The organism is Vreelandella subterranea (assembly GCF_900111305.1).
GTDB lineage: Bacteria > Pseudomonadota > Gammaproteobacteria > Pseudomonadales > Halomonadaceae > Vreelandella > Vreelandella subterranea.
Window position 1 is genome coordinate 292,364 of record NZ_FOGS01000001.1, and the last position, 19,056, is coordinate 311,419.

Annotated in this window: 16 protein-coding genes; 5 read left to right on the top strand and 11 right to left on the bottom strand. The window is 59.4% G+C overall.

Annotated elements, in window-relative coordinates:
* The first annotated feature begins 12 nt into the window (after window positions 1-12).
* Window positions 13-1,542: a sensor domain-containing diguanylate cyclase gene (locus tag BMX75_RS01285; protein ID WP_092824551.1), complete on the top strand. Its 1,530-nt coding sequence runs from the start codon at window positions 13-15 to the stop codon at window positions 1,540-1,542.
* Between the two features lie 24 nt (window positions 1,543-1,566).
* Here the strand turns inward: BMX75_RS01285 and BMX75_RS01290 are convergent, their stop codons facing one another.
* From BMX75_RS01290 to BMX75_RS01305, 4 genes are all read right to left on the bottom strand, one after another.
* Entirely contained in the window at window positions 1,567-2,871 is a 1,305-nt protein-coding gene (locus BMX75_RS01290; RefSeq protein ID WP_092824553.1) for a TRAP transporter large permease, read from the bottom strand.
* A gap of 19 nt (window positions 2,872-2,890) precedes the next feature.
* Entirely contained in the window at window positions 2,891-3,454 is a 564-nt protein-coding gene (locus BMX75_RS01295; protein WP_092824555.1) for a TRAP transporter small permease, read from the bottom strand.
* A 57-nt stretch (window positions 3,455-3,511) separates the two neighbouring features.
* Window positions 3,512-4,495, bottom strand: a complete 984-nt coding sequence (locus BMX75_RS01300; protein WP_085919688.1) for a TRAP transporter substrate-binding protein — start codon at window positions 4,493-4,495, stop codon at window positions 3,512-3,514.
* A 109-nt stretch (window positions 4,496-4,604) separates the two neighbouring features.
* Entirely contained in the window at window positions 4,605-4,802 is a 198-nt protein-coding gene (locus BMX75_RS01305) for a hypothetical protein (protein WP_092824557.1), read from the bottom strand.
* 27 nt (window positions 4,803-4,829) lie between these two features.
* Between BMX75_RS01305 and BMX75_RS01310 the strand changes: the two genes are divergently transcribed.
* From BMX75_RS01310 to BMX75_RS01320, 3 genes are read left to right on the top strand one after another with little or no spacing between them, the layout of a single operon-like run.
* Complete coding sequence (locus BMX75_RS01310; RefSeq protein ID WP_092824559.1) at window positions 4,830-5,582, top strand: 5-oxoprolinase subunit PxpA; 753 nt, start codon at window positions 4,830-4,832, stop codon at window positions 5,580-5,582.
* Window positions 5,579-6,283: a 5-oxoprolinase subunit PxpB gene (gene pxpB, locus BMX75_RS01315; RefSeq protein ID WP_092824561.1), complete on the top strand. Its 705-nt coding sequence runs from the start codon at window positions 5,579-5,581 to the stop codon at window positions 6,281-6,283. Before BMX75_RS01310 ends, pxpB begins: the two co-directional genes overlap by 4 nt.
* A complete protein-coding gene (locus BMX75_RS01320) occupies window positions 6,280-7,215 on the top strand; it encodes a 5-oxoprolinase subunit C family protein (protein ID WP_092824563.1) in 936 nt (311 codons plus the stop codon). Before pxpB ends, BMX75_RS01320 begins: the two co-directional genes overlap by 4 nt.
* Here the strand turns inward: BMX75_RS01320 and hmpA are convergent.
* Complete coding sequence (gene hmpA, locus BMX75_RS01325; protein ID WP_092824565.1) at window positions 7,212-8,381, bottom strand: NO-inducible flavohemoprotein; 1,170 nt, start codon at window positions 8,379-8,381, stop codon at window positions 7,212-7,214. The genes BMX75_RS01320 and hmpA overlap by 4 nt on opposite strands.
* 215 nt (window positions 8,382-8,596) lie before the next feature.
* Between hmpA and BMX75_RS01330 the strand changes: the two genes are divergently transcribed.
* Window positions 8,597-9,049: an Rrf2 family transcriptional regulator gene (locus BMX75_RS01330; protein WP_085919683.1), complete on the top strand. Its 453-nt coding sequence runs from the start codon at window positions 8,597-8,599 to the stop codon at window positions 9,047-9,049.
* A 79-nt stretch (window positions 9,050-9,128) separates the two neighbouring features.
* Here the strand turns inward: BMX75_RS01330 and katG are convergent, their stop codons facing one another.
* The 6 genes from katG to BMX75_RS01360 form a co-directional block, all read right to left on the bottom strand.
* Window positions 9,129-11,279, bottom strand: coding sequence for a catalase/peroxidase HPI (katG, locus tag BMX75_RS01335; RefSeq protein WP_085919682.1), 2,151 nt, complete (start codon window positions 11,277-11,279; stop codon window positions 9,129-9,131).
* A 207-nt stretch (window positions 11,280-11,486) separates the two neighbouring features.
* Window positions 11,487-12,497, bottom strand: coding sequence for an aldo/keto reductase (locus BMX75_RS01340; protein WP_092824567.1), 1,011 nt, complete (start codon window positions 12,495-12,497; stop codon window positions 11,487-11,489).
* Between the two features lie 30 nt (window positions 12,498-12,527).
* Window positions 12,528-14,294 (bottom strand): ABC transporter transmembrane domain-containing protein, encoded by a 1,767-nt coding sequence (locus tag BMX75_RS01345; RefSeq protein WP_092824569.1) that lies wholly within the window; start codon window positions 14,292-14,294, stop codon window positions 12,528-12,530.
* Window positions 14,295-14,420: 126 nt separating this feature from the next.
* The gene (locus BMX75_RS01350; RefSeq protein WP_085919680.1) at window positions 14,421-15,863 is read right to left on the bottom strand and encodes an NAD(P)(+) transhydrogenase (Re/Si-specific) subunit beta; all 1,443 of its coding nucleotides are present in this window, start codon (window positions 15,861-15,863) and stop codon (window positions 14,421-14,423) included.
* Between the two features lie 16 nt (window positions 15,864-15,879).
* The gene (locus tag BMX75_RS01355) at window positions 15,880-17,451 is read right to left on the bottom strand and encodes a Re/Si-specific NAD(P)(+) transhydrogenase subunit alpha (protein ID WP_085919679.1); all 1,572 of its coding nucleotides are present in this window, start codon (window positions 17,449-17,451) and stop codon (window positions 15,880-15,882) included.
* A 322-nt stretch (window positions 17,452-17,773) separates the two neighbouring features.
* Complete coding sequence (locus BMX75_RS01360; protein WP_092824571.1) at window positions 17,774-19,051, bottom strand: O-acetylhomoserine aminocarboxypropyltransferase/cysteine synthase family protein; 1,278 nt, start codon at window positions 19,049-19,051, stop codon at window positions 17,774-17,776.
* Window positions 19,052-19,056: the final 5 nt, after the last annotated feature.

Sequence of the window (19,056 nt, forward strand, 5' to 3'; positions counted from 1 at the left end):
AAAGGAGCCGATATGACGGGCATCATAAGTAGCGACAACACACATCACCTCGCCATACCGGCTCTGCCGGGTTTTCTGCAGAGCGACCTAGACCAATGCGCCAGGCTACCATCGCTGCCCACGGTGGCCATTCGCGTCCTGGAGGTGGCGGGCTACCCGGATGCGACCCTGAATGATTATGCCAATGCCATCGAGCAGGATCCGGCACTGACCTTGCGGTTGATTTCATTGGCCAATAGCGCTTTTTATGCCCGTCAACAAACAGAAACGCATTCGTGTCGGGAAGCTACGTCGCGACTCGGGCTGGACGCCACGCTGGCCGCGGTGCTGAGTTTTAGCTTATGGCGTGACCGCCAGTCAGGTGACCTGATTCAGCGTATTTGGGGGCGCTCCATTGTGTCGGCCCTGGCGGCCCGCTCCCTTGCAGAACAGCTGTGCCCCGAGGAGGCCAGCTTTGTATTTACCGCGGCACTGCTCCAGGACATCGGCATGCTGGCATTGCTAGCGGTTTACCCCAAAGACGCCCATGACCTGTACGCAAACACCACCTTTTCCCATGCGCAACTCAGTCGTGGCGAACACCTGCGCTTCGGCTGTGACCACTCATCGGTTGGCAGTTGGCTCGCCGCCAAGTGGGGGGTGCCGGTTTCGCTGGCCCAAGCCATCAGCGCCAGCCACGATGAGATTGGAACTCAGAAAGAGACTTACTTACTGTGCCTGCGTCTTTCAGGCCCTATCGCCGATACGTGGCTGTCGGCCAACCCCAGTCAAGCGTTGGCGACCCTATTGCGTCAGTTGAGTCCGGTGGTGACGACGCCTGCTATCTCACTAAGCGACTTGCTAAAAAACGTCCAATCCCAACTGCCCCTTTTAACCAATCTCTTCGAACTTACCGTCCCTTCCTCGCACGATACCGAGGCGTTGATCATCCAGGCACAGCAGTTACTCTTTCAGCAGACATTTGTGCTCAACGCCCGGTTGAATGCCCAACAGCAGGAGCTCGATGAGCTCCAGCAACGCCAGACGGAACTGGAAGAACGTAGCCGACGGGATCCGCTCACCGGACTTTCCAATCGCGCCTGGCTGGAAGAACAGCTGCACAAACGTTTTGAATATTGCCAAACGCACGACCACACCATGTCAGTGGTGTTTATCGATCTGGACCATTTCAAGAAGCTCAATGACCGCTTTGGCCACCAGACCGGTGACCGCGTACTGGAGCGATTCGGCCGCGTACTCGGCTCGCTGGTTCGCGAGGGGGATTTAGCCGGCCGCTACGGGGGCGAAGAATTTTTGATCATTCTGCCCGATGAGTCGGCCAAGGGAGCGCAACGTTTCGCCAAGCGGATTGCCAAGCGCCTTGCCGAAACGCCCATGGAAACGGTTGATGGCAAGCCCCTTTTCGTATCGGTTTCCATCGGCATTGCCTGCCTTAGCGACGGCGGCTTTGGCAACGGCAGAGAACTTATCGATGCCGCCGACCAGAGCATGTACTACATCAAACGCAATGGGCGCGGCGGCATTTCGCTTTATGGGCACTAACGATGCATTGCGCAGGGCCCGGGGTTAGCGATTCATCGCATAGGGCAGGTACAGCGCAATACTCGGGAAAAGATGCAGCAAGGCAACCGCCACCAGCATCAAGAGAAAGAACGGCAGCGTTGCTTTGGTGATGGTCAGGATATCCTTCCCGGTGAGACCTTGTATCACGAAGAGATTAAAGCCCACGGGCGGCGTGATTTGCGACATCTCGACCACAATCACCAGATAAATCCCAAACCAGATAAGGTCAAACCCGGCAGCGCTGACCAGCGGCATGATAATCGAGGTGACCAGCAGAATCAGCGAAATGCCGTCCAGAAAGCACCCCATCACCAGCAACAGCACCGTTAGCGCCAATAGCAGCATGGTGGGCGACAGGCCCATTTCCCCAATCGCTTGCGCCAGCTTCATCGGGACCTGGGTAAAGCCCATGGCCGAGGTAAGAAACGATGCCCCGGCGATGATAAAAGCGATCATGCACGCCGTGCGCACCGCTGCGAAAAGCGAGGATTGAAATATCTCGCGGTTGAAATGCCCATTCGAACGAGCAATCAACATCGATAGCACCACCCCGACCGCCGCCGCCTCGGTGGGCGACGCCAAGCCGCCGTAGATCGACACAATAATCCCGCCAATCAACAACAGGATGGGGATCAGCGACCAGGTATTACGCAGCTTTTCGGCAAAGCTCATTCCCGACTCGTCATTGCCGGTCAGCCCGGCACGGTTGCCCTTGAGCAGCGACCAAAGCACCAGATAGCCCATGAACATCGAAAGAATCATGAGGCCAGGACCAATACCCGCCATGAACAGCCGCGAGATGGATTGCTCGGTCACGACGCCATAGACGATCAGCACGATGGAGGGAGGAATCAACAACCCCAGTGTCGAGGCACTAGCCAGAGTGCCGATCGCCATCTGCGGGTCGTAACCCCGGCGTTCCAGCTCCGGTAAGGTCATCTTGCCCACCGTGGCACAGGTGGCCGCCGACGAGCCACACACCGCCGCGAACATGCCACTGCCGATGATATTGGTGTGTAGCAAACGCCCGGGGAACCGGTTTAACCAGGGCGAAAGCCCACGAAACATGTTGTCGGCCAGCCCCGAGCGGAACAGGATCTCGCCCATCCAGATGAACATCGGCAGCGCGGTGAGATCCCAACCGTAACTCGCCCCCCAGAAATCAGACGCCAGCACCGGGCCTGGTTCAAACGAGCTGAACAGTGAGAGCGCTATCCAGGCGGTACCAATCAACGCAAAGGCTATCCAAACGCCGCTGCCCAACAGCACCAGCAGGGTCAGAATGGTGACGACACTAAGTAGCAGCACAGGGCATCTCCCACAAGGTTCAGGGGTCGTTGTTTTCTTCGCTGGCCATGACTTCGCGAAAACGTGATGGGTCCTTGAATGCCAGGCGCAGCGCCATCACCAGCGCCTCGCCCAGCGCCAAACACAGCAAGGCAACGCCGGTCACCAACACGGCTTGGGGAATCCACAGCGGAATCGACAAAAAGCCTGAGGAAACATCGTTATAGGCGATGCTTTCGCGGATCAACGCAATCAACCCGTAGCAGAGCAGCAGGCTAAGCGTCATCGCCACCATCAAGCCAAACACCTCGAACCAGACTCGGAGCGTCGAGGGAAGCCGGGTAATCAGCAAGGTTACCCGGATATGGGCGTGGTGGACGAAGGTATACGCCAAGCCTAGAAAGGTGGCACCAACCAGCAGATAAGATGCCATTTCAGAGACGCCGGTGATGCTGATGTTTAGTCGCGCGCTACCGACCATGACCAGTAGCGCATCGACCAACCTAGAAAACACCTGGGTCGAGACCAGCGCGCAAATCGCGATCATGCAAAGCGCAGCGCCCCAGGCACCCAGGCGATAAAGCTTATCGAATTTGAACGTCATCGGTTTGGCCTCTTGCGCGCAAAGCGGCGCAGTATCTGCGCCGCTCAACACAGGTCATCAATCCTCAAGTTGATCACGGTACGACTGCAGCGCTTCCTTGGCTTGATCGTCAGCCCGGGATTCCCAATCGGCAAACAGTTCATCACCCGCTTCCTGCAGTGCCTCCCCCACATCCTCGTTGGGTTCGGAAACGGTGATGCCGTTTTCTTTCAATATCGCCAGGCTTTCCTGGTTATCTTCGCGGCTCATTTCCCAGCCGCGCTCTTCGGCTTTCTCGGCCGCTTCCATCAAGGCATCCTGGGTGTCTTCGTCCAGCTGGTCAAAGCTGCGCTGGTTGATGAACACGATGTTCTTGGGTAGCCAGAGGTTGGCATCGGTGTAATGCGAGACGTAATCCCAGGCAGCCATCGAATTGCCCGTGGAACTCGAGGTGATCATGGCATCTACCCGGCCGGTGCTGAACGCTGTGGGGATATCGGACTCTTCCGTTTCGGTCGGGCTGCCCCCCAGGTTTTCGATAAACCGCTGAGTATTGATATTGGGCGCCCGCACACGCAAGCCGTCAAATTGATCCGGGTCGGTCAGCTCTTCAGCGGTATAGATACCCTGAGCAGGCCAGGGTACCGCGTAAAGCGGAATCAGGCCTTCTTCCTCAAACAGATCACTGATGATTGGCTTGGTGGCTTCCCAAAGCGCATAAGCTTCTTCATAGCCTCCGGCCACACCGGGTAGGGTATCCACCTCAAAAATCGGGTTTTCATTGGAGAGTACCGAGAGGAATATCTCCCCTGCGGCAATGGTGCCACGGCGTACCGATGGCTTGATTTCGCCGTGAGAAACGAGGGCACCACCGCTTTGCACGTTAATGGTCAGGTCCCCATCCGTTGCCTCGGCAACGTCTTCGGCGAACTGCTTGGTGTTTTGGGTATGAAAACTGGCATCGCCGTAAGGCGTTGCCATGGTCCATTCGGCGGCCTGAGCGGTCGCGGCGATGCTACATGCCGTGACCAGAAGCAGCGGCGTTGCAATGCGGGTACGCATGATTAAGCCCTCGTGTCGATAGGTTAGTACCTTGTGGTGTTACTGCACGCTTGACGTAGGCGGTGCTTTTCATCACCTTCAAGCCTATAGCCTAGTGCCGTTGATAATCTTATGAGATTTCGTCGTCAACCTTTTTTCCACGAAATAACAGCACGATAGATAGCGCATCAAGGCGTAACGCCAGCAAAAAGCTTGGCAGTGCCGCCAACGACTTCATATATTGAATAAATGCTTGATCGCTTTTTTTAATGACCATGGCTCTTTGATGACCATAGTTCTTTGATGAGAATAGCTCTTTGATGACCATAGCTCTTTGATAACTACAGGAGGCCGTATGCCCCTTCCGCTTCTCAACTGCGACATGGGTGAAAGCTTTGGCAACTGGTCGATTGGCCTGGACAACGAGGTGATGCCTTTTGTTGACTGCGCCAACATTGCCTGCGGCTATCATGCCTCCGATCCCCACGTCATGCGCCGCACGGTCAAACTCGCGGCTCGATACGGTGTGCGTATTGGCGCACACCCCGGCTACCCTGACCTGATGGGCTTTGGTCGCCGCTCCATGGCCTGTTCACAAAGCGAGGTCGAGGATATGGTGCTCTACCAGATTGGCGCTCTGGCGGGTATCTGCCAGGCGGAGGGCACTCAGTTGAGCTACATCAAACCCCACGGCGCGCTCTACAACGATATGGCGGCCAACCCTGAACTGCTTGAAGGCGTGATGCGCGCAGTGCATGCCTATGATCCCGGCCTGCCGCTCATGATCATGGCCACTGCCAACCCCGAGCCGCACCGCGAGTTAGCCGCCAAGCTGAGGGTCAACCTGTGGTTCGAGACCTTTGCCGACCGGGCCTATGAAGCCAACGGCCACCTGGCCTCACGGCGGCTGCCCGATGCGGTCCACCATGAGCAGGCCACGATCGTCGACCAGGCCGTCATGCTGGCCAAAGGCGAACCCCTCACCGCCCGCGACGGAACCTCGCTGTCGTTACCCTGCGATACGCTTTGCGTTCACGGCGACAACCCCGAGTCTGTCGCCGCCGTGCGCGCCATCCGCGATGCATTTAATAATCTGGGGGCAGCGTGAAGCTGCGTATCGAAACCGCCGGGATGGAAGCCTTGATGGTACGCCTTTTCGATACCATCGACGTCAGCAACATGGCCTGGATTCTGGCGGCTGACCAGGCGCTGCGCGATGCTTTTGGCGAGGCGCTGGTCGATTTGCTGCCGTCCTATACGACGCTGTTACTGCATTATGACTGCCGAACGCTTAGCCACCTCGACGCCCAGGCACGCGTGCAGGACGCCCTGACGGGCCTGTCGCCCGCCGATACCCAGCAAGGCCAGCACCATGAGATCCCCGTCTGGTACGACGAGAGCGTCGGGCCGGATCTTGAGCGGGTGGCCAAGCGCGCGGGCATCAGCATTGCCGAGCTGATTGATCAACACTGCCAAGACGACTACTGCGTGTTCGCGCTGGGCTTTGCGCCGGGGTACGGCTTCATGGGCTTGGTGAATGACACCATTGCGACACCACGCCTGACCACTCCCAGGCGGCACGTGGCCGCCGGTAGCGTCGGCATCGCCGATCGTCAAACGGCCATTTACCCACTCCCCTCTCCCGGCGGATGGAACGTGTTGGGCCGCACGGCAGTGCCGCTATTCGAACACGCCAAACGCGGGGAACCGCTATTGCGTCCAGGCGACAGCGTACGCTTCCGGTCTATCTCCCGCGCCGACTTTGAGGCCCAGGGTGGCGATACCACGCCAATGGAGGAACGCTCGTGAGCCAGGCAGGATTAGTGGTAAAAAAGGCAGGGCCGCTGGCATTGGTTCAAGACGCAGGACGCTTTGGCGTGGGTCATCTGGGTGTCACCCAGGGCGGGGCTGCCGACTGGATCGCATTTCATTGGGCCAACTGGCTACTGGGCAACCCGCTCAACAGCGCTGCCCTTGAAATTGTCATGGGAGGTGGCCTGACGCTGGAAGCCGAGGACGAGGTAACGCTGGCACTGGCCGGTGCCGACCTGGCTGCCACCCTTGACGGCAAACCACTCGCACCCAACGCCAGCTTCAGCTTGCGCTCAGGACAGGAGTTGGCCTTTAAGCAGCCACGTCAGGGGTTACGCGCTTACTTGGCTTTTCCCGGGGGCCTGGATGCGCCCGAGGTGCTTGGCAGCCGTTCGTGCACGGTCCGCGAGCAATTAGGCGGCCTGCAGGAGAACGGTCAGCCGCTCATGGCGGGCGAGCGCCTGACGTGGCGGGGAAGCTCTCAACCACCACGCACGCTGCCTGAAAACCTGACCCCGCTCATGCCAACGTCCGGCTGCCGCCTGCCCATCGTGCTTGGCTCCCAGGTAGCCAGTTTTTCCGGCAACAGCCTGTATCAGGCGTTTAATACGCCCTGGCAGGTCGATAACCGCGCCGACCGCATGGGCATTCGCCTGACCGGGCCGGTGCTTGGCGGCACGCTAAAGGGCATCGTTTCGGAGGGTATACCGCTGGGCGCCGTACAGGTCCCCCCCGACGGCCAGCCCATTGTGCTGATGAACGACCGCCAGACCATTGGCGGCTACCCACGCCTGGGGGCGTTGACACCAACCGCCTGTGCCACGCTTGCCCAGTGCCTGCCGGGCACCCAGGTATGGCTGACGCCGGTCAGCGTCAGCCAGGCCCAAGCCGCCTACCGTCGACAGTTCGCCCACTGGATCTCCGACTAGGCCGCGTTAAGCGGCATGGCGGGACCGAAGTGCTCATAGTGGCGATGTGAATCCGCCACGCCCAGTTGCTTCAGCGCCTGCTCGACACCTTCCATCATGCCATGGGGGCCAACGAAGTAGCAGTGCGCGCCTTCGGGTAAATAATCGGCCAGCAGCGCCTGGTGGAGACGCCCTTGATGGTCGCCTTTGTCGCCTTGCTCAAATACGGTCACCAGCGTGAACTGTGCCGGATAGGCCTTTTCAAGCGCGCGTAGCTCATCGGCAAAGGCCCAATATTCAGGGGTTTGTGCCGCGTGCAGATAGACCACCCGGCGGCCCTGGCCAAGTGCCTGTTTGGCCATCGGCAGCAGCGGGGTCTGCCCCACACCGCCGCTGATCAGCATCAGTGGTGCGTCGCCGGGTACCAGCGTCATCTCACCCGCCGGAGGGAGTAACTCGACAACCCCGCCATTGGCTAACTGATCGTGGAAGTAACGGCTCACGCGACCATCGCTCTCGCGCTTGATCGACACCCGGTAGGCGCGGCCGTTGGGTGTTGCCGACAGGCTATAGTGGCGGTGCACTGGCTCGCCGTCGATGGTCACCTTGACGCCGATGTACTGGCCGGGCGCATGCGCCGCCACCGGGCCGCCGTCTTCGGGCTCAAGGATGAATGACCGAATCACCGCGCTTTCCTGCTGGCTATCCGCCACGCGGAAACGCCGCGTGCCGCGCCAGCCGCCTTCACGTTGCTCAAACTCCTGATAGCGGTTTTCTTCCAGCTCGATCAATAAATCGGCAAGCTCCTGGTAGAGCGCTCCCCAGGCATCAGCGATCTCAGGGGTAACCGCATCGCCCAACACTTCGCCAATCGCCATCATCAGGCACTCGCCCACAATCGGATACTGCTCCGGCAAAATGCCCAGCGATACGTGTTTGTTGACCACCGTTTCGAGCGTTTGACGGGCTTTCACTGGGTCTTCGCGCAAGCCTACATAGGCCAATACGGCGCCTGCCAATGCCCGGGGCTGGGCGCCGTTTTGCTGATGAACCTGATTGAAAAGCGGCTTCACGCTGGGGTAACGCTCAAACATCAGCGGGTAAAAACGCTGGGTGATGGTATTCAAGTGTTCCGCCACGACGGGCGCGGTGGCAGCAATTAACGCTTCTTGGTCTTGGGTAAGCATGGTGAGCCTCGCTGATTGAGTGATAGGGCGACGTTTTTTATTAAAGTAGTATATATAATACATCTTTAAGCGTTGCCGCCAACCTTCAGCGACAATCTGCCACATCACCCGGCTACCCGGCCTGGCCGCTGTCCTTGAGCGCGCTTCGCCTTGTCCCCAATTCACCGTATAATGGAGGTTTGAGCGATCGCCCTTCGACTCGTCGCGGACTGTCTATGCACCTGACCAGCTTTACCGATTATTCCATTCGCGTGCTGCTCTATCTGGCGGTAAAAGGCGAGGAGCGCGCAACGATCGACGAGATCGCCTCGACGTATAACGTATCGCGCCATCACGTGATGAAGATCGTCCAGGAGCTCAACCAAAAAGGTTACCTCACCGCCCTACGCGGCAAGCACGGCGGCCTGTGGCTGAAGCGCGACCCTGCCAGCATCAAACTCGGTGCCCTGGTGCGCGATACCGAGTCTGAATTTGGCTTGGTGGAATGCTTTCGCGACAAAAACGCCTGCGTTATCACCCCCGCCTGTCGTCTGCCGCCTGTACTGAATGAGGCATTGGAAGCGTTTTTTGCTGTGCTCGATCGCTACACCTTGGCAGATCTGCTGGAAGAGCGTTTGCCGCAGCTACGCCAGCTACTGCGCATTCCAGCGCTGAACGTGACGACCTAAACCACAGAAAAGAGCCGGCACTAGTGGCAAAAAAAAGGCGCTGCCCGAGGGCAGCGCCTTGTCGATGGCGGCGTCGCGCTTAAACGTCGAAGCGATCCGCGTTCATCACTTTCGTCCAGGCGGCGATAAAGTCGTTCACAAACTTCTCGCCATTGTCATCCTGGGCATAAACTTCCGCGTAGGAACGCAGCAGAGAGTTGGAACCGAACACCAGGTCAACGCGCGTGGCGGTCCACTTGACGGCATCCGTTTTGCGGTCACGAATTTCGTAAGTGTTGTTACCTGCTGACTTCCAGGCGTAACTCATGTCGGTCAGGTTAACGAAGAAGTCATTGGTCAACTGGCCTTCACGGTCGGTGAATACGCCATGCTTGGTGCCACCGAAGTTGGTGCCCAGGACACGCATACCACCGAGCAGAACCGTTAATTCCGGCCCGGTCAGGCCCATCAACTGCGCGCGGTCGAGGAGCATTTCTTCCGGCTTGACCACGTAATCTTTCTTCTGCCAGTTACGGAAACCATCGGCCAGCGGCTCGAGCGGCGCGAAGGAATCGGCGTCGGTCATCTCGTCAGTGGCGTCACCGCGACCCGGTGTGAAGGGTACAAGCGCCTCGTAACCCGCTGCTTTAGCCGCTTTCTCGATGCCTACGCTGCCGCCCAGCACGATCACATCAGCGATGCTGGCACCCGAGTCGGCAGAGATTTTTTCGTACACTGCCAGCACCTTGGCCAACCGCTCGGGCTCGTTACCCGCCCAGTCTTTCTGCGGGGCAAGACGAATACGCGCGCCGTTGGCACCGCCGCGCATGTCGGAACCGCGATAGGTCCGTGCGCTATCCCAGGCAGTGGTGATCATGTCGCTCTGGCTGAGACCACTTTCAGCAATCTGCTTTTTGACCTTCTCGACGGAGTAGTTGGTGTTACCCGCCGGAATGGGGTCCTGCCAGATCAGGTCTTCGTCGGGTACTTCCGGGCCAATGTAGCGTGCTTTCGGCCCCAGGTCGCGGTGGGTCAGCTTGAACCACGCCTTGGCGAACGTCGTCTTGAAGTACTCCGGGTCAGCCATGAATTTTTCGCAGTACGCCCGGTAGGTCGGATCCATCTTCATCGCCATGTCCGCATCGGTCATGATCGGGTTATGACGTATCGACGGGTCACTGGCATCGACCGGCTTGTCTTCTTCCTTGATGTTCACCGGCTCCCACTGATTTGCGCCAGCAGGGCTCTTCCTGAGTTCCCATTCGTAGCCAAACAGCAGGTCAAAGTAACCCATGTCGAACTGGGTTGGGTTCGTCGTCCATGCGCCTTCGATACCCGATGTAACGGCATTGCTGGCCTTGCCGTCCATGTTGGGATTGCCCCAACCGAAACCCTGATTCTCAACGTCTGAGGCTTCAGGCTCGGCATCCAGCACAGAGGCATCGCCATTACCGTGACACTTGCCCACAGTGTGACCACCAGCAGTCAGCGCGGCGGTTTCTTCGTCGTTCATCGCCATACGGGCGAAGGTTTCGCGTATCTGCTGACCGGTCTTCAGCGGATCCGACTGGCCGTTAACACCTTCGGGGTTAACGTAGATAAGGCCCATCTGGACGGCTGCCAGCGGGTTTTCCATGGTCTCGGGGCTATCGACATCTTCATAACGCTCATCTGAAGGCGCCAACCACTCTTTCTCATCGCCCCAATAGATATCTTTTTCCGGTTCCCAGATATCTTCACGGCCGAACGAGAACCCGTAGGACGGCAGCCCCATGGATTCATAGGCAACAGTACCGGCCAGGATCATCAGATCAGCCCAGCTGATCTTGTTGCCGTATTTTTTCTTGATCGGCCACAACAGACGACGCGCCTTATCAAGGCTGGTGTTATCGGGCCAGGAGTTGAGCGGCGCGAAGCGCTGGCTGCCGGTACCGCCGCCGCCACGACCATCGGCAATACGGTAGGTACCTGCCGAGTGCCATGCCATACGGATCATCAAACCGCCGTAATGACCCCAGTCTGCCGGCCACCATGATTGGCTATCGGTCATCAGGGCGTGAACATCCTGCTTGAGCGCATCAAAATCGAGCTTTCTGACTTCTTCCCGATAGTTGAAATCAGGGCTCATCGGATTGGATTTGCGATCTTGCTGATGCAGGATCTCCAGGTTGATGCCTTCCGGCCACCAATCCTTGTTGGACGTACCTGTGGAGGTGTTGCCCCCGTGCATTACCGGACATTTGCCGCTCATATTGCTCTCCCCTCAATTGCTTTTGTCGCTGGCAAGTACCAGCACAACCATCGATGGGTGCTCGCTAGTCGTATATGACCCCGCCAACACCGCATTTGTCTTGTTAATGTTTTAGACCACTATCGCCATAGTCTCAATTTGCATTTAACCAATGATTTAATAGCCTTGACCTATAAGCAATATGACTCACCCGTCAAGCACACTCGCCTAGCGGTTGACGGTAAACTCTTCGGTGTCGATGTCGGCCTGCTGGGCGTCGCTGTAGCGCCCGCCAGCGACCTGCTCGGGCGTCAGCATCGCGGTGAGTTGCTGACAGGTGGCGGCATCCAGATAGAGCGTCTCGGCCGAGAGGTTATCGCGCATATGGGCCATCGAGGTGGAACCGGGGATCGGAATGACGTCGGCGCCCTGGGCATTGACCCACGCCAACGCCAGCTGAGCAGAGGTAACACCTAGACGCTTGGCAAGCCGTGTGACGTCATCGAGCAACTCCCGGTTATGGGCAAAGTTATCCGGGCTGAAGCGCGGCATATGACGGCGCATGTCGCCCTCGGGCAAGCTCGCCGGGTCACTGATCGCCTCGGCCAGGAACCCGCGCCCCAGCGGGCTGAACGCCACCAAGGCCGTGTTCGTCTCCCGGCAGGCCTCTAGCAGGGCAATCTCGGGATTGCGCGTCCACAGCGAGTATTCAGACTGCACGGCGGCAATGGGGTATTCCGTCACTGCACTGCGCAGCGTCGCCGCGGAAATTTCGGAAAGCCCCACCCCGCCGATCTTGCCCGCATCCACCAGACGGCCCAGCGCCCCGACGCTTTCCTCGATCGGCACCTGGCGGTCGAGGCGGTGCAGGTAATAGATATCGATGTGATCGGTTTGCAGACGTTTAAGGCTGGCCTCGCACTGGCGACGTAGCGTGTCGGGGTGCCCATCGATCACCCGCTTGTTTGTCTCGGGGTCAATCGCCATGCCGCACTTGCTGGCCAGTAGCACCTGCTCACGCTTCCCCTTCAGCGCGCGGCCAAGCAGCGTTTCGTTGGCCGTGGCGCCGTAGAGCGTGGCGGTATCAAAGTGGCGATAGCCCATATCGAACGCTGCATCGAGGGCGCGCAGCGCCTCCGGCTCGGGCACTTGCTGACCGTAGCCGTGAGAAAGGTTCATGCAGCCAAGCCCGATCGAGGGGGCGTGGACGGCGCGGAGGCGTTGAAGAAAACTCGACATGGCAATTCCCGTATTGATCACGCAACTGTTTTATAACGTTTCACCACCAAACTGCAACGCGACCAAATGGCGATAGAGCGCACTGGTCGTGATCAGCTCGCGGTGCGTTCCCGCCGCCACCAACCGCCCGCCGTCGAACACCAGCAGGCGATCCGCGGCGATCACTGTGGCCAGCCGGTGGGCAATGACGATGCTGGTGCGCCCGACCATCAGCCGATCCAGCGCCTGCTGGACAAGGCGCTCGCTTTCCGCATCCAGCGCGCTGGTGGCTTCATCCAGCAACAGCACGGCAGGATCTTTGAGCAGCGCCCGGGCGATGGCAAGGCGCTGACGTTGACCGCCGGAAAGCTGCACGCCTCCAGGGCCAAGGGGCGTATCGAAACCTTGCGGAAGCGCATCGATAAAGTCCAGAGCGCTGGCATCCTGGGCTGCCATGCGTAGCCTTTCATTACTCGCTTCAGCGTCCCCATAGCGTAGATTCTCGGCTACCGTACCACTGAACAGCACCGGCGCCTGCCCCACAAGCCCCATGACACGGCGCAAGGCCACCAGATCCAGGGTGCGGATATCGTAGCCATCCAGGGTGACTTGCCCCTGACTTGGATCGTAAAAACGCAGCAACAACGCCAGCAAGGTACTTTTACCGGCCCCCGAGGGTCCCACCACGGCGACCCGTTCGCCCGGCTGAATATGCAGATCAACGTCAACCAGCGCCGGGGTTTCCCGGCCAGGGTAAGTGAAGCTTAGGTTTTCCAGCGCAATATCGCCCTGCGATGGTCTGGGCAGGGCTTGCGGCGGCACGGGGGACTGGATCCTGGGTTGGGTATCGAGCAACTCCAGCAGGCGTTCCGCCGCCCCCGCCGCACGCTGCACGTCGCCTGCCACTTCGGCCAGGGTGGCAATCGCTCCTGCCGCCAGCACCGCGTAGAAGATGAACGCCGAGAGCTCACCCGGGCTCATGGTGCCGGCCAATACGGCCTGACCGCCCTGCCAGAGCATCAAGCCCACGGCGGTGAATACCACCAGCATGGCGATGCCGGTCAGCCAGGCACGCTGCTGGGTGCGTTCAACGGCACTGGAGAAAGCTTGCTCTACACGCTCGCTATAATGCGTCTTATCCACCGGCTCGTGGGTAAACGCCTGAAGCGTCTGGATGCCACTCAGCGCTTCTTCGGCATAGCGGCCAAGCTCGGCCACCCGATCCTGACTGGTTCGTGACAGCCGCCTGACCCGCCGGCCGTACCACACAATAGGTAACAGCGTCGCCGGAATGCCGATCAGCACCATCGCCGACAGCCACGGCTGGGTCACCAGCATGAGCACCACGGCGCCTACCAGCATGACCAGGTTACGCAGCGCCAGCGACACCGACGAGCCGAAGAGGCTTTGCAGGACGCTGGTATCCGCCGTCAGCCTCGAGGCGATCTCACCAGCGGCACGGCCGTCGCTTGCGCTCTCGAAAAAGCTCGGCTCCAGGGTCAGCAAATGGTCAAACACGCGCTGGCGCAAGTCGGCCGCCAGCCGTTCGCCGATCCAGGTCACCTGGTAGTAGCGTAGCGCGGACGCCAGCGCCAGTACCGTCACCACGGCCAGCATCAGCGCCAGCGATTGGGCCAGCGCCTGCTGATTCGCAGCCAGAAACCCACGATCAATCACCAGACGCAGTCCGTTGCCCAGCAGCAGAACGCTCCCCGAGGCCAACAAAAGCGCCAGGCCTGCCAGGGCCAGCCGCACCCGATAGGGGCGAAGCAGCCCCAGCAGGCGCAGCAGCACGCGGGGGTCAGGGCGTTGGTTCATGGTAGCGAGTGCTCGAAGAAGAAGGCGGTCAATGACCATAGCAGGCGTATCGAGGGCCTGCACAGCATAAAAAAGCCCGCGATGGCTCGCGGGCTTCGTTCTGGATCGTTATCTGCGTGGGTCGACCTATTCGACCATCGGCAGTAGCGAGTTGATGCTGTCGCGGGCGTCGCCGTAGAACATGCGGCTGTTTTCCTTGAAGAACAGCGGGTTCTCGATCCCCGAGTAGCCGGTGCCCTGGCCACGCTTGCAGATGAACACCTGCTTGGCTTCCCAGACCTTCAACACGGGCATGCCAGCGATCGGGCTGTTGGGGTCTTCCTCGGCAGCCGGATTGACGATGTCGTTGGAACCGATAACGATGACGACGTCGGTGGTGGCAAAATCATCATTGATTTCATCCATTTCCAACACGATATCGTACGGCACCTTGGCCTCGGCGAGCAGCACGTTCATATGCCCCGGCAGACGTCCCGCCACGGGGTGAATACCGAAGCGGACTTCCTTACCCGCCGCACGAAGCTTGCGTACCAGGTCGCTGACGGCGGTTTGCGCCTGCGCCACTGCCATGCCGTAACCCGGCACGATAATGACGCTGTCGGCGTCGTTCAAGGCACTGGCTACTCCGTTTGCATCAATCGCCACCTGCTCGCCTTCGATCTCGGCGGCCGGCCCTTGGGTGCCGCCAAAGCCGCCCAGGATCACGCTGATGAAGTTACGGTTCATCGCCTTGCACATGATATACGAGAGAATGGCACCCGATGAGCCCACCAGTGCGCCGGTGACGATCAGCAGGTCGTTGGATAGCGTGAAACCGATGGCAGCTGCCGCCCAGCCCGAGTAGCTGTTGAGCATGGAGACCACGACCGGCATGTCCGCCCCGCCGATGCCCATGATCAGGTGGTAGCCGATAAAGAACGCCAGCGCTGCCAGCAGGATCAGCGTCCAGAAGCCCGCGCCGTTGAGGTACATGATCGCCAGCAGAAGCGACAGCGCCGCTGCCCCGGCGTTGAGCATATGCCCACCCGGCAGCTGCTTCGGCTTACCGTCAACCTTGCCAGCCAGCTTGCCAAAGGCGATTACCGAGCCGGTAAAGGTCACCGCGCCGATGAAGATCCCCAGCACCACCTCGATCTGCAGGAACATCAGCTCATCGGGGGCTTTGGTCGCCACCAGCGCGGCAAAGGCGGAAAACTCCTGCATCGCGCCATCGGCGGCCTGTGCCGCCATCACCCGGCGGCGCTCCAGATCCGCGCTCCAGGCAACAAACACCGCGGCCAGACCGACAAAACTATGCAGTGCGGCTACCAGCTGGGGCATTTCGGTCATCTCGACCTTTTTAGCCAGGTATACCCCGATGGCGGCGCCGATAATCATCATCGGAATCAGCCACCAGTAGCCACCGATACCGGGGCCAAAGGCAGTGAAGAACACCGCTACCGCCATGCCGACGATGCCGTACCACACCGCTCGCTTGGCTTTCTCCTGGTTACTCAACCCCCCCAATGAGAGGATAAACAAAACACTTGCCGCGATCGCCGCAGCAGATACGAATCCTTGACCTAACATATCGTTTCTCCGCTGCTTAGGATTTCTGGAACATGGCGAGCATCCGGCGTGTCACCAGGAAGCCACCCACGATATTAATGGTCGCAATCAGCACCGAAATGGCGGCTAATATGCCGACGATCACGCTACTCGTGCCGATCTGCAGGATAGCGCCGAGAATGATGATGCCCGAGATTGCGTTGGTCACCGCCATGAGTGGCGTGTGCAGCGAGTGGCTGACGTTCCAGATCACCTGGAAACCGATAAAGCAGGCCAATACAAACACAATGAAGTGCTGCATGAACGAGACGGGCGCCACCTGGCCAAGCAGCAGCATGAGGGCACCACCTATCGCCAACAAGCCTGCCTGTCGCTTGGTCTGAGCCTTGAACGCCGCATGCTCGGCGGCTTTTTTCTCCTCCGGCGTCGGTTCCTTTTCTTTCTTTTTCGGCGGAGCCGCGCCAATCGCTTTCACTTTGGGCGGCGGCGGCGGGAAGGTGATCTCGCCTTGATGCGCGACGGTGGCACCACGGATCACGTCGTCATCCATGTTGTGATTGATCACACCGTCTTTCTCGGGGGTGAGATCGGTCAGCATATGACGGATATTGGTGGCGTACAGCAGCGACGCCTGGGTGGCCATGCGCGAGGGGAAATCGGTGTAACCCACCACGACCACGCCGTTATCACTCACCACACGCTCGTCGGGCTTGGTCAGGTCACAGTTGCCGCCTTTCTCGGCTGCCAGGTCGATAATCACCGAGCCGGGCTTCATCGCGGCAACCATATCCTCAAGCCACAGCTTGGGAGCTGGCTTACCGGGAATCAGCGCGGTGGTAATCACGATATCCACATCCGGCGCCTGCTCGCGGAAACACTCAAGCTGTTTTTCGCGGAACTCGGGGCTGGAAGGTGCCGCGTAACCACCGCTTTCGGAACCGTCCTGGCTTTCGTCAAATTCGAGGAACAGGAACTCGGCGCCCATGGATTCAATCTGTTCAGACACTTCGGGGCGCACGTCAAAGGCGCGCACAACGGCGCCCAGGCTGGTTGCCGTACCGATCGCCGCCAAGCCCGCCACGCCAGCGCCGACCACCAGCACTTTGGCAGGCGGCACCTTGCCGGCGGCGGTGACCTGACCGGTAAAGAAGCGGCCGAAGTTGTTGCCTGCCTCAATGACGGCACGGTAACCCGCAATATTGGCCATGGACGATAGCGCGTCCATCTTCTGTGCCCGAGAAATACGCGGCACCATGTCCATCGCCACCACGGTGGCACCCTGCGCCTTGCAGGCTTCCAGCAGCGCTTCGTTTTGCGCTGGCCAGAAGAAGGTAATCAGGGTTTGACCTTCGTGCAGCTGCTTGACTTCGTCATCGGAAGGCTCGCGGACTTTAATGACCACCTCGGCGTCGCGCCACAGCGCATCAGCGCCGTCGACAACGCTCACGCCCGCGTCGCGATACGCGGCGTCACTAAAGCCCGCCGCCTCACCGGCGCCAGCTTCAATCAGGCACTCATGGCCCAGCTTCTGAATATGTTGGGCGCTCTCGGGGGTGAGCGCGACGCGCGCCTCCCCCCGGGCACTTTCTTTCGGTGCGCCTATTTTCACTCGCATTCTCCTTTATTGTATGACGTAAGCTTTACCTTCCTGCAGTGCCGCGGGTCAAACGTTGGGCACTGTCCATTTTCGACGTTAGTCAAAGCGCTTCTCAGCCGCCTAGGATCTAACGCCATCATCGCCAGATACTATTCAACCTTTGATTCAACTGCGTTGTTTAATTACAACATGGACCCAGACCAGTGTGCATGATGGCCCCGATAACGTCTAAATTCGTTAGCAAGCTCATAAAATCCTGATCAAACCACCTATCAGCATAACGATTAGGGTACCGCCATTTGACGTGGGAGCGTCATGCTCGCTTCCATTAGCGTCACGACCCTTGTGAGGCCGCCAACGCTTGATCAATATCCGCCAGCAGGTCGTCGATATGCTCAATACCGATCGACAGGCGCACCATATCCGGTGTGACACCAGCGGTTTTGAGTTCCTGCTCATTCAGTTGGCGGTGCGTGGTCGACGCGGGAATGGAAGAACAGCTCTTGGCATCGCCGATATTGACCAGCCGCAGAATGAGCGCCAGGGCATCGTAGAAGCGCTCACCGGCGGTCTGGCCCCCTTCAATGCCGAAACTGAGAATCCCTGAGGCGTGGCCGTTCATGTACTGCTTGGCCAGCGCGTGATCGGGATGATTTTCCAAGCCGGCATAATGCACCCAGGTGACCAACGGGTGACTTTCCAGGTGCTTGGCAACGGCCAGGGCATTCGCACAGATGCGTTCGATGCGAAGTGACAGGGTTTCCAGCCCCTGAAGCAGGTTCCAGGCCGCCTGGGCAGAAAGCGCCGCGCCCATATTGCGCAAAGGCACGACACGGGCCCTCGCAATAAAGGCCGCATCGCCCACATCGCGGGTATAGCTCACGCCGTGATAGGAGACATCGGGCTCAGTGAGTAGAGGAAAGCGATTGGCGTTCGCGGCCCAGGGGAAGGTGCCCGAATCCACGATCACGCCGCCCACGGTGGTGCCGTGGCCACCGATATATTTGGTGGCGGAATGGATGACGATATCCGCCCCGTGTTCAATCGGCCGACACAGGAACGGCGTCGCGGTGGTGTTATCGACCATCACCGGCACCCCGTGACGATGAGCCGCCTCGGCGAGCTTCGCCAGGTCGACCACTCCCCCCGAGGGGTTACCAATACTTTCGCAGAAAACCGCTTTGGTTCGCTCGTCGATCAGTGCTTCGATGCCTTGGATATCGTCCTTGTCGGCAAAACGCACCTGAATACCCTGGCGTGGCAAGGTGTGGGCGAACAGATTGTAGGTGCCGCCATACAGCTCGCTGATCGAGATAATATTATCGCCCGCTTCGGCGATGGTCTGGATCGCATAGGTGATCGCCGCCATCCCCGACGCCACCGCCAGCCCGGCGATACCGCCCTCCAGCGCAGCGACCCGCTGTTCCAACACGGCACAGGTGGGGTTCATGATGCGCGAGTAGATGTTGCCTTCCACTTTAAGATCAAACAGATCCGCCGCGTGCTGCGCATTGTCAAAGGAAAACGACGTGGTTTGATGAATCGGCACCGCCACGGCGTTTTGGGAATCGGGCGAATAGCCATGGTGGAGAGCAATGGTTTCTGGCTTCATGAGGA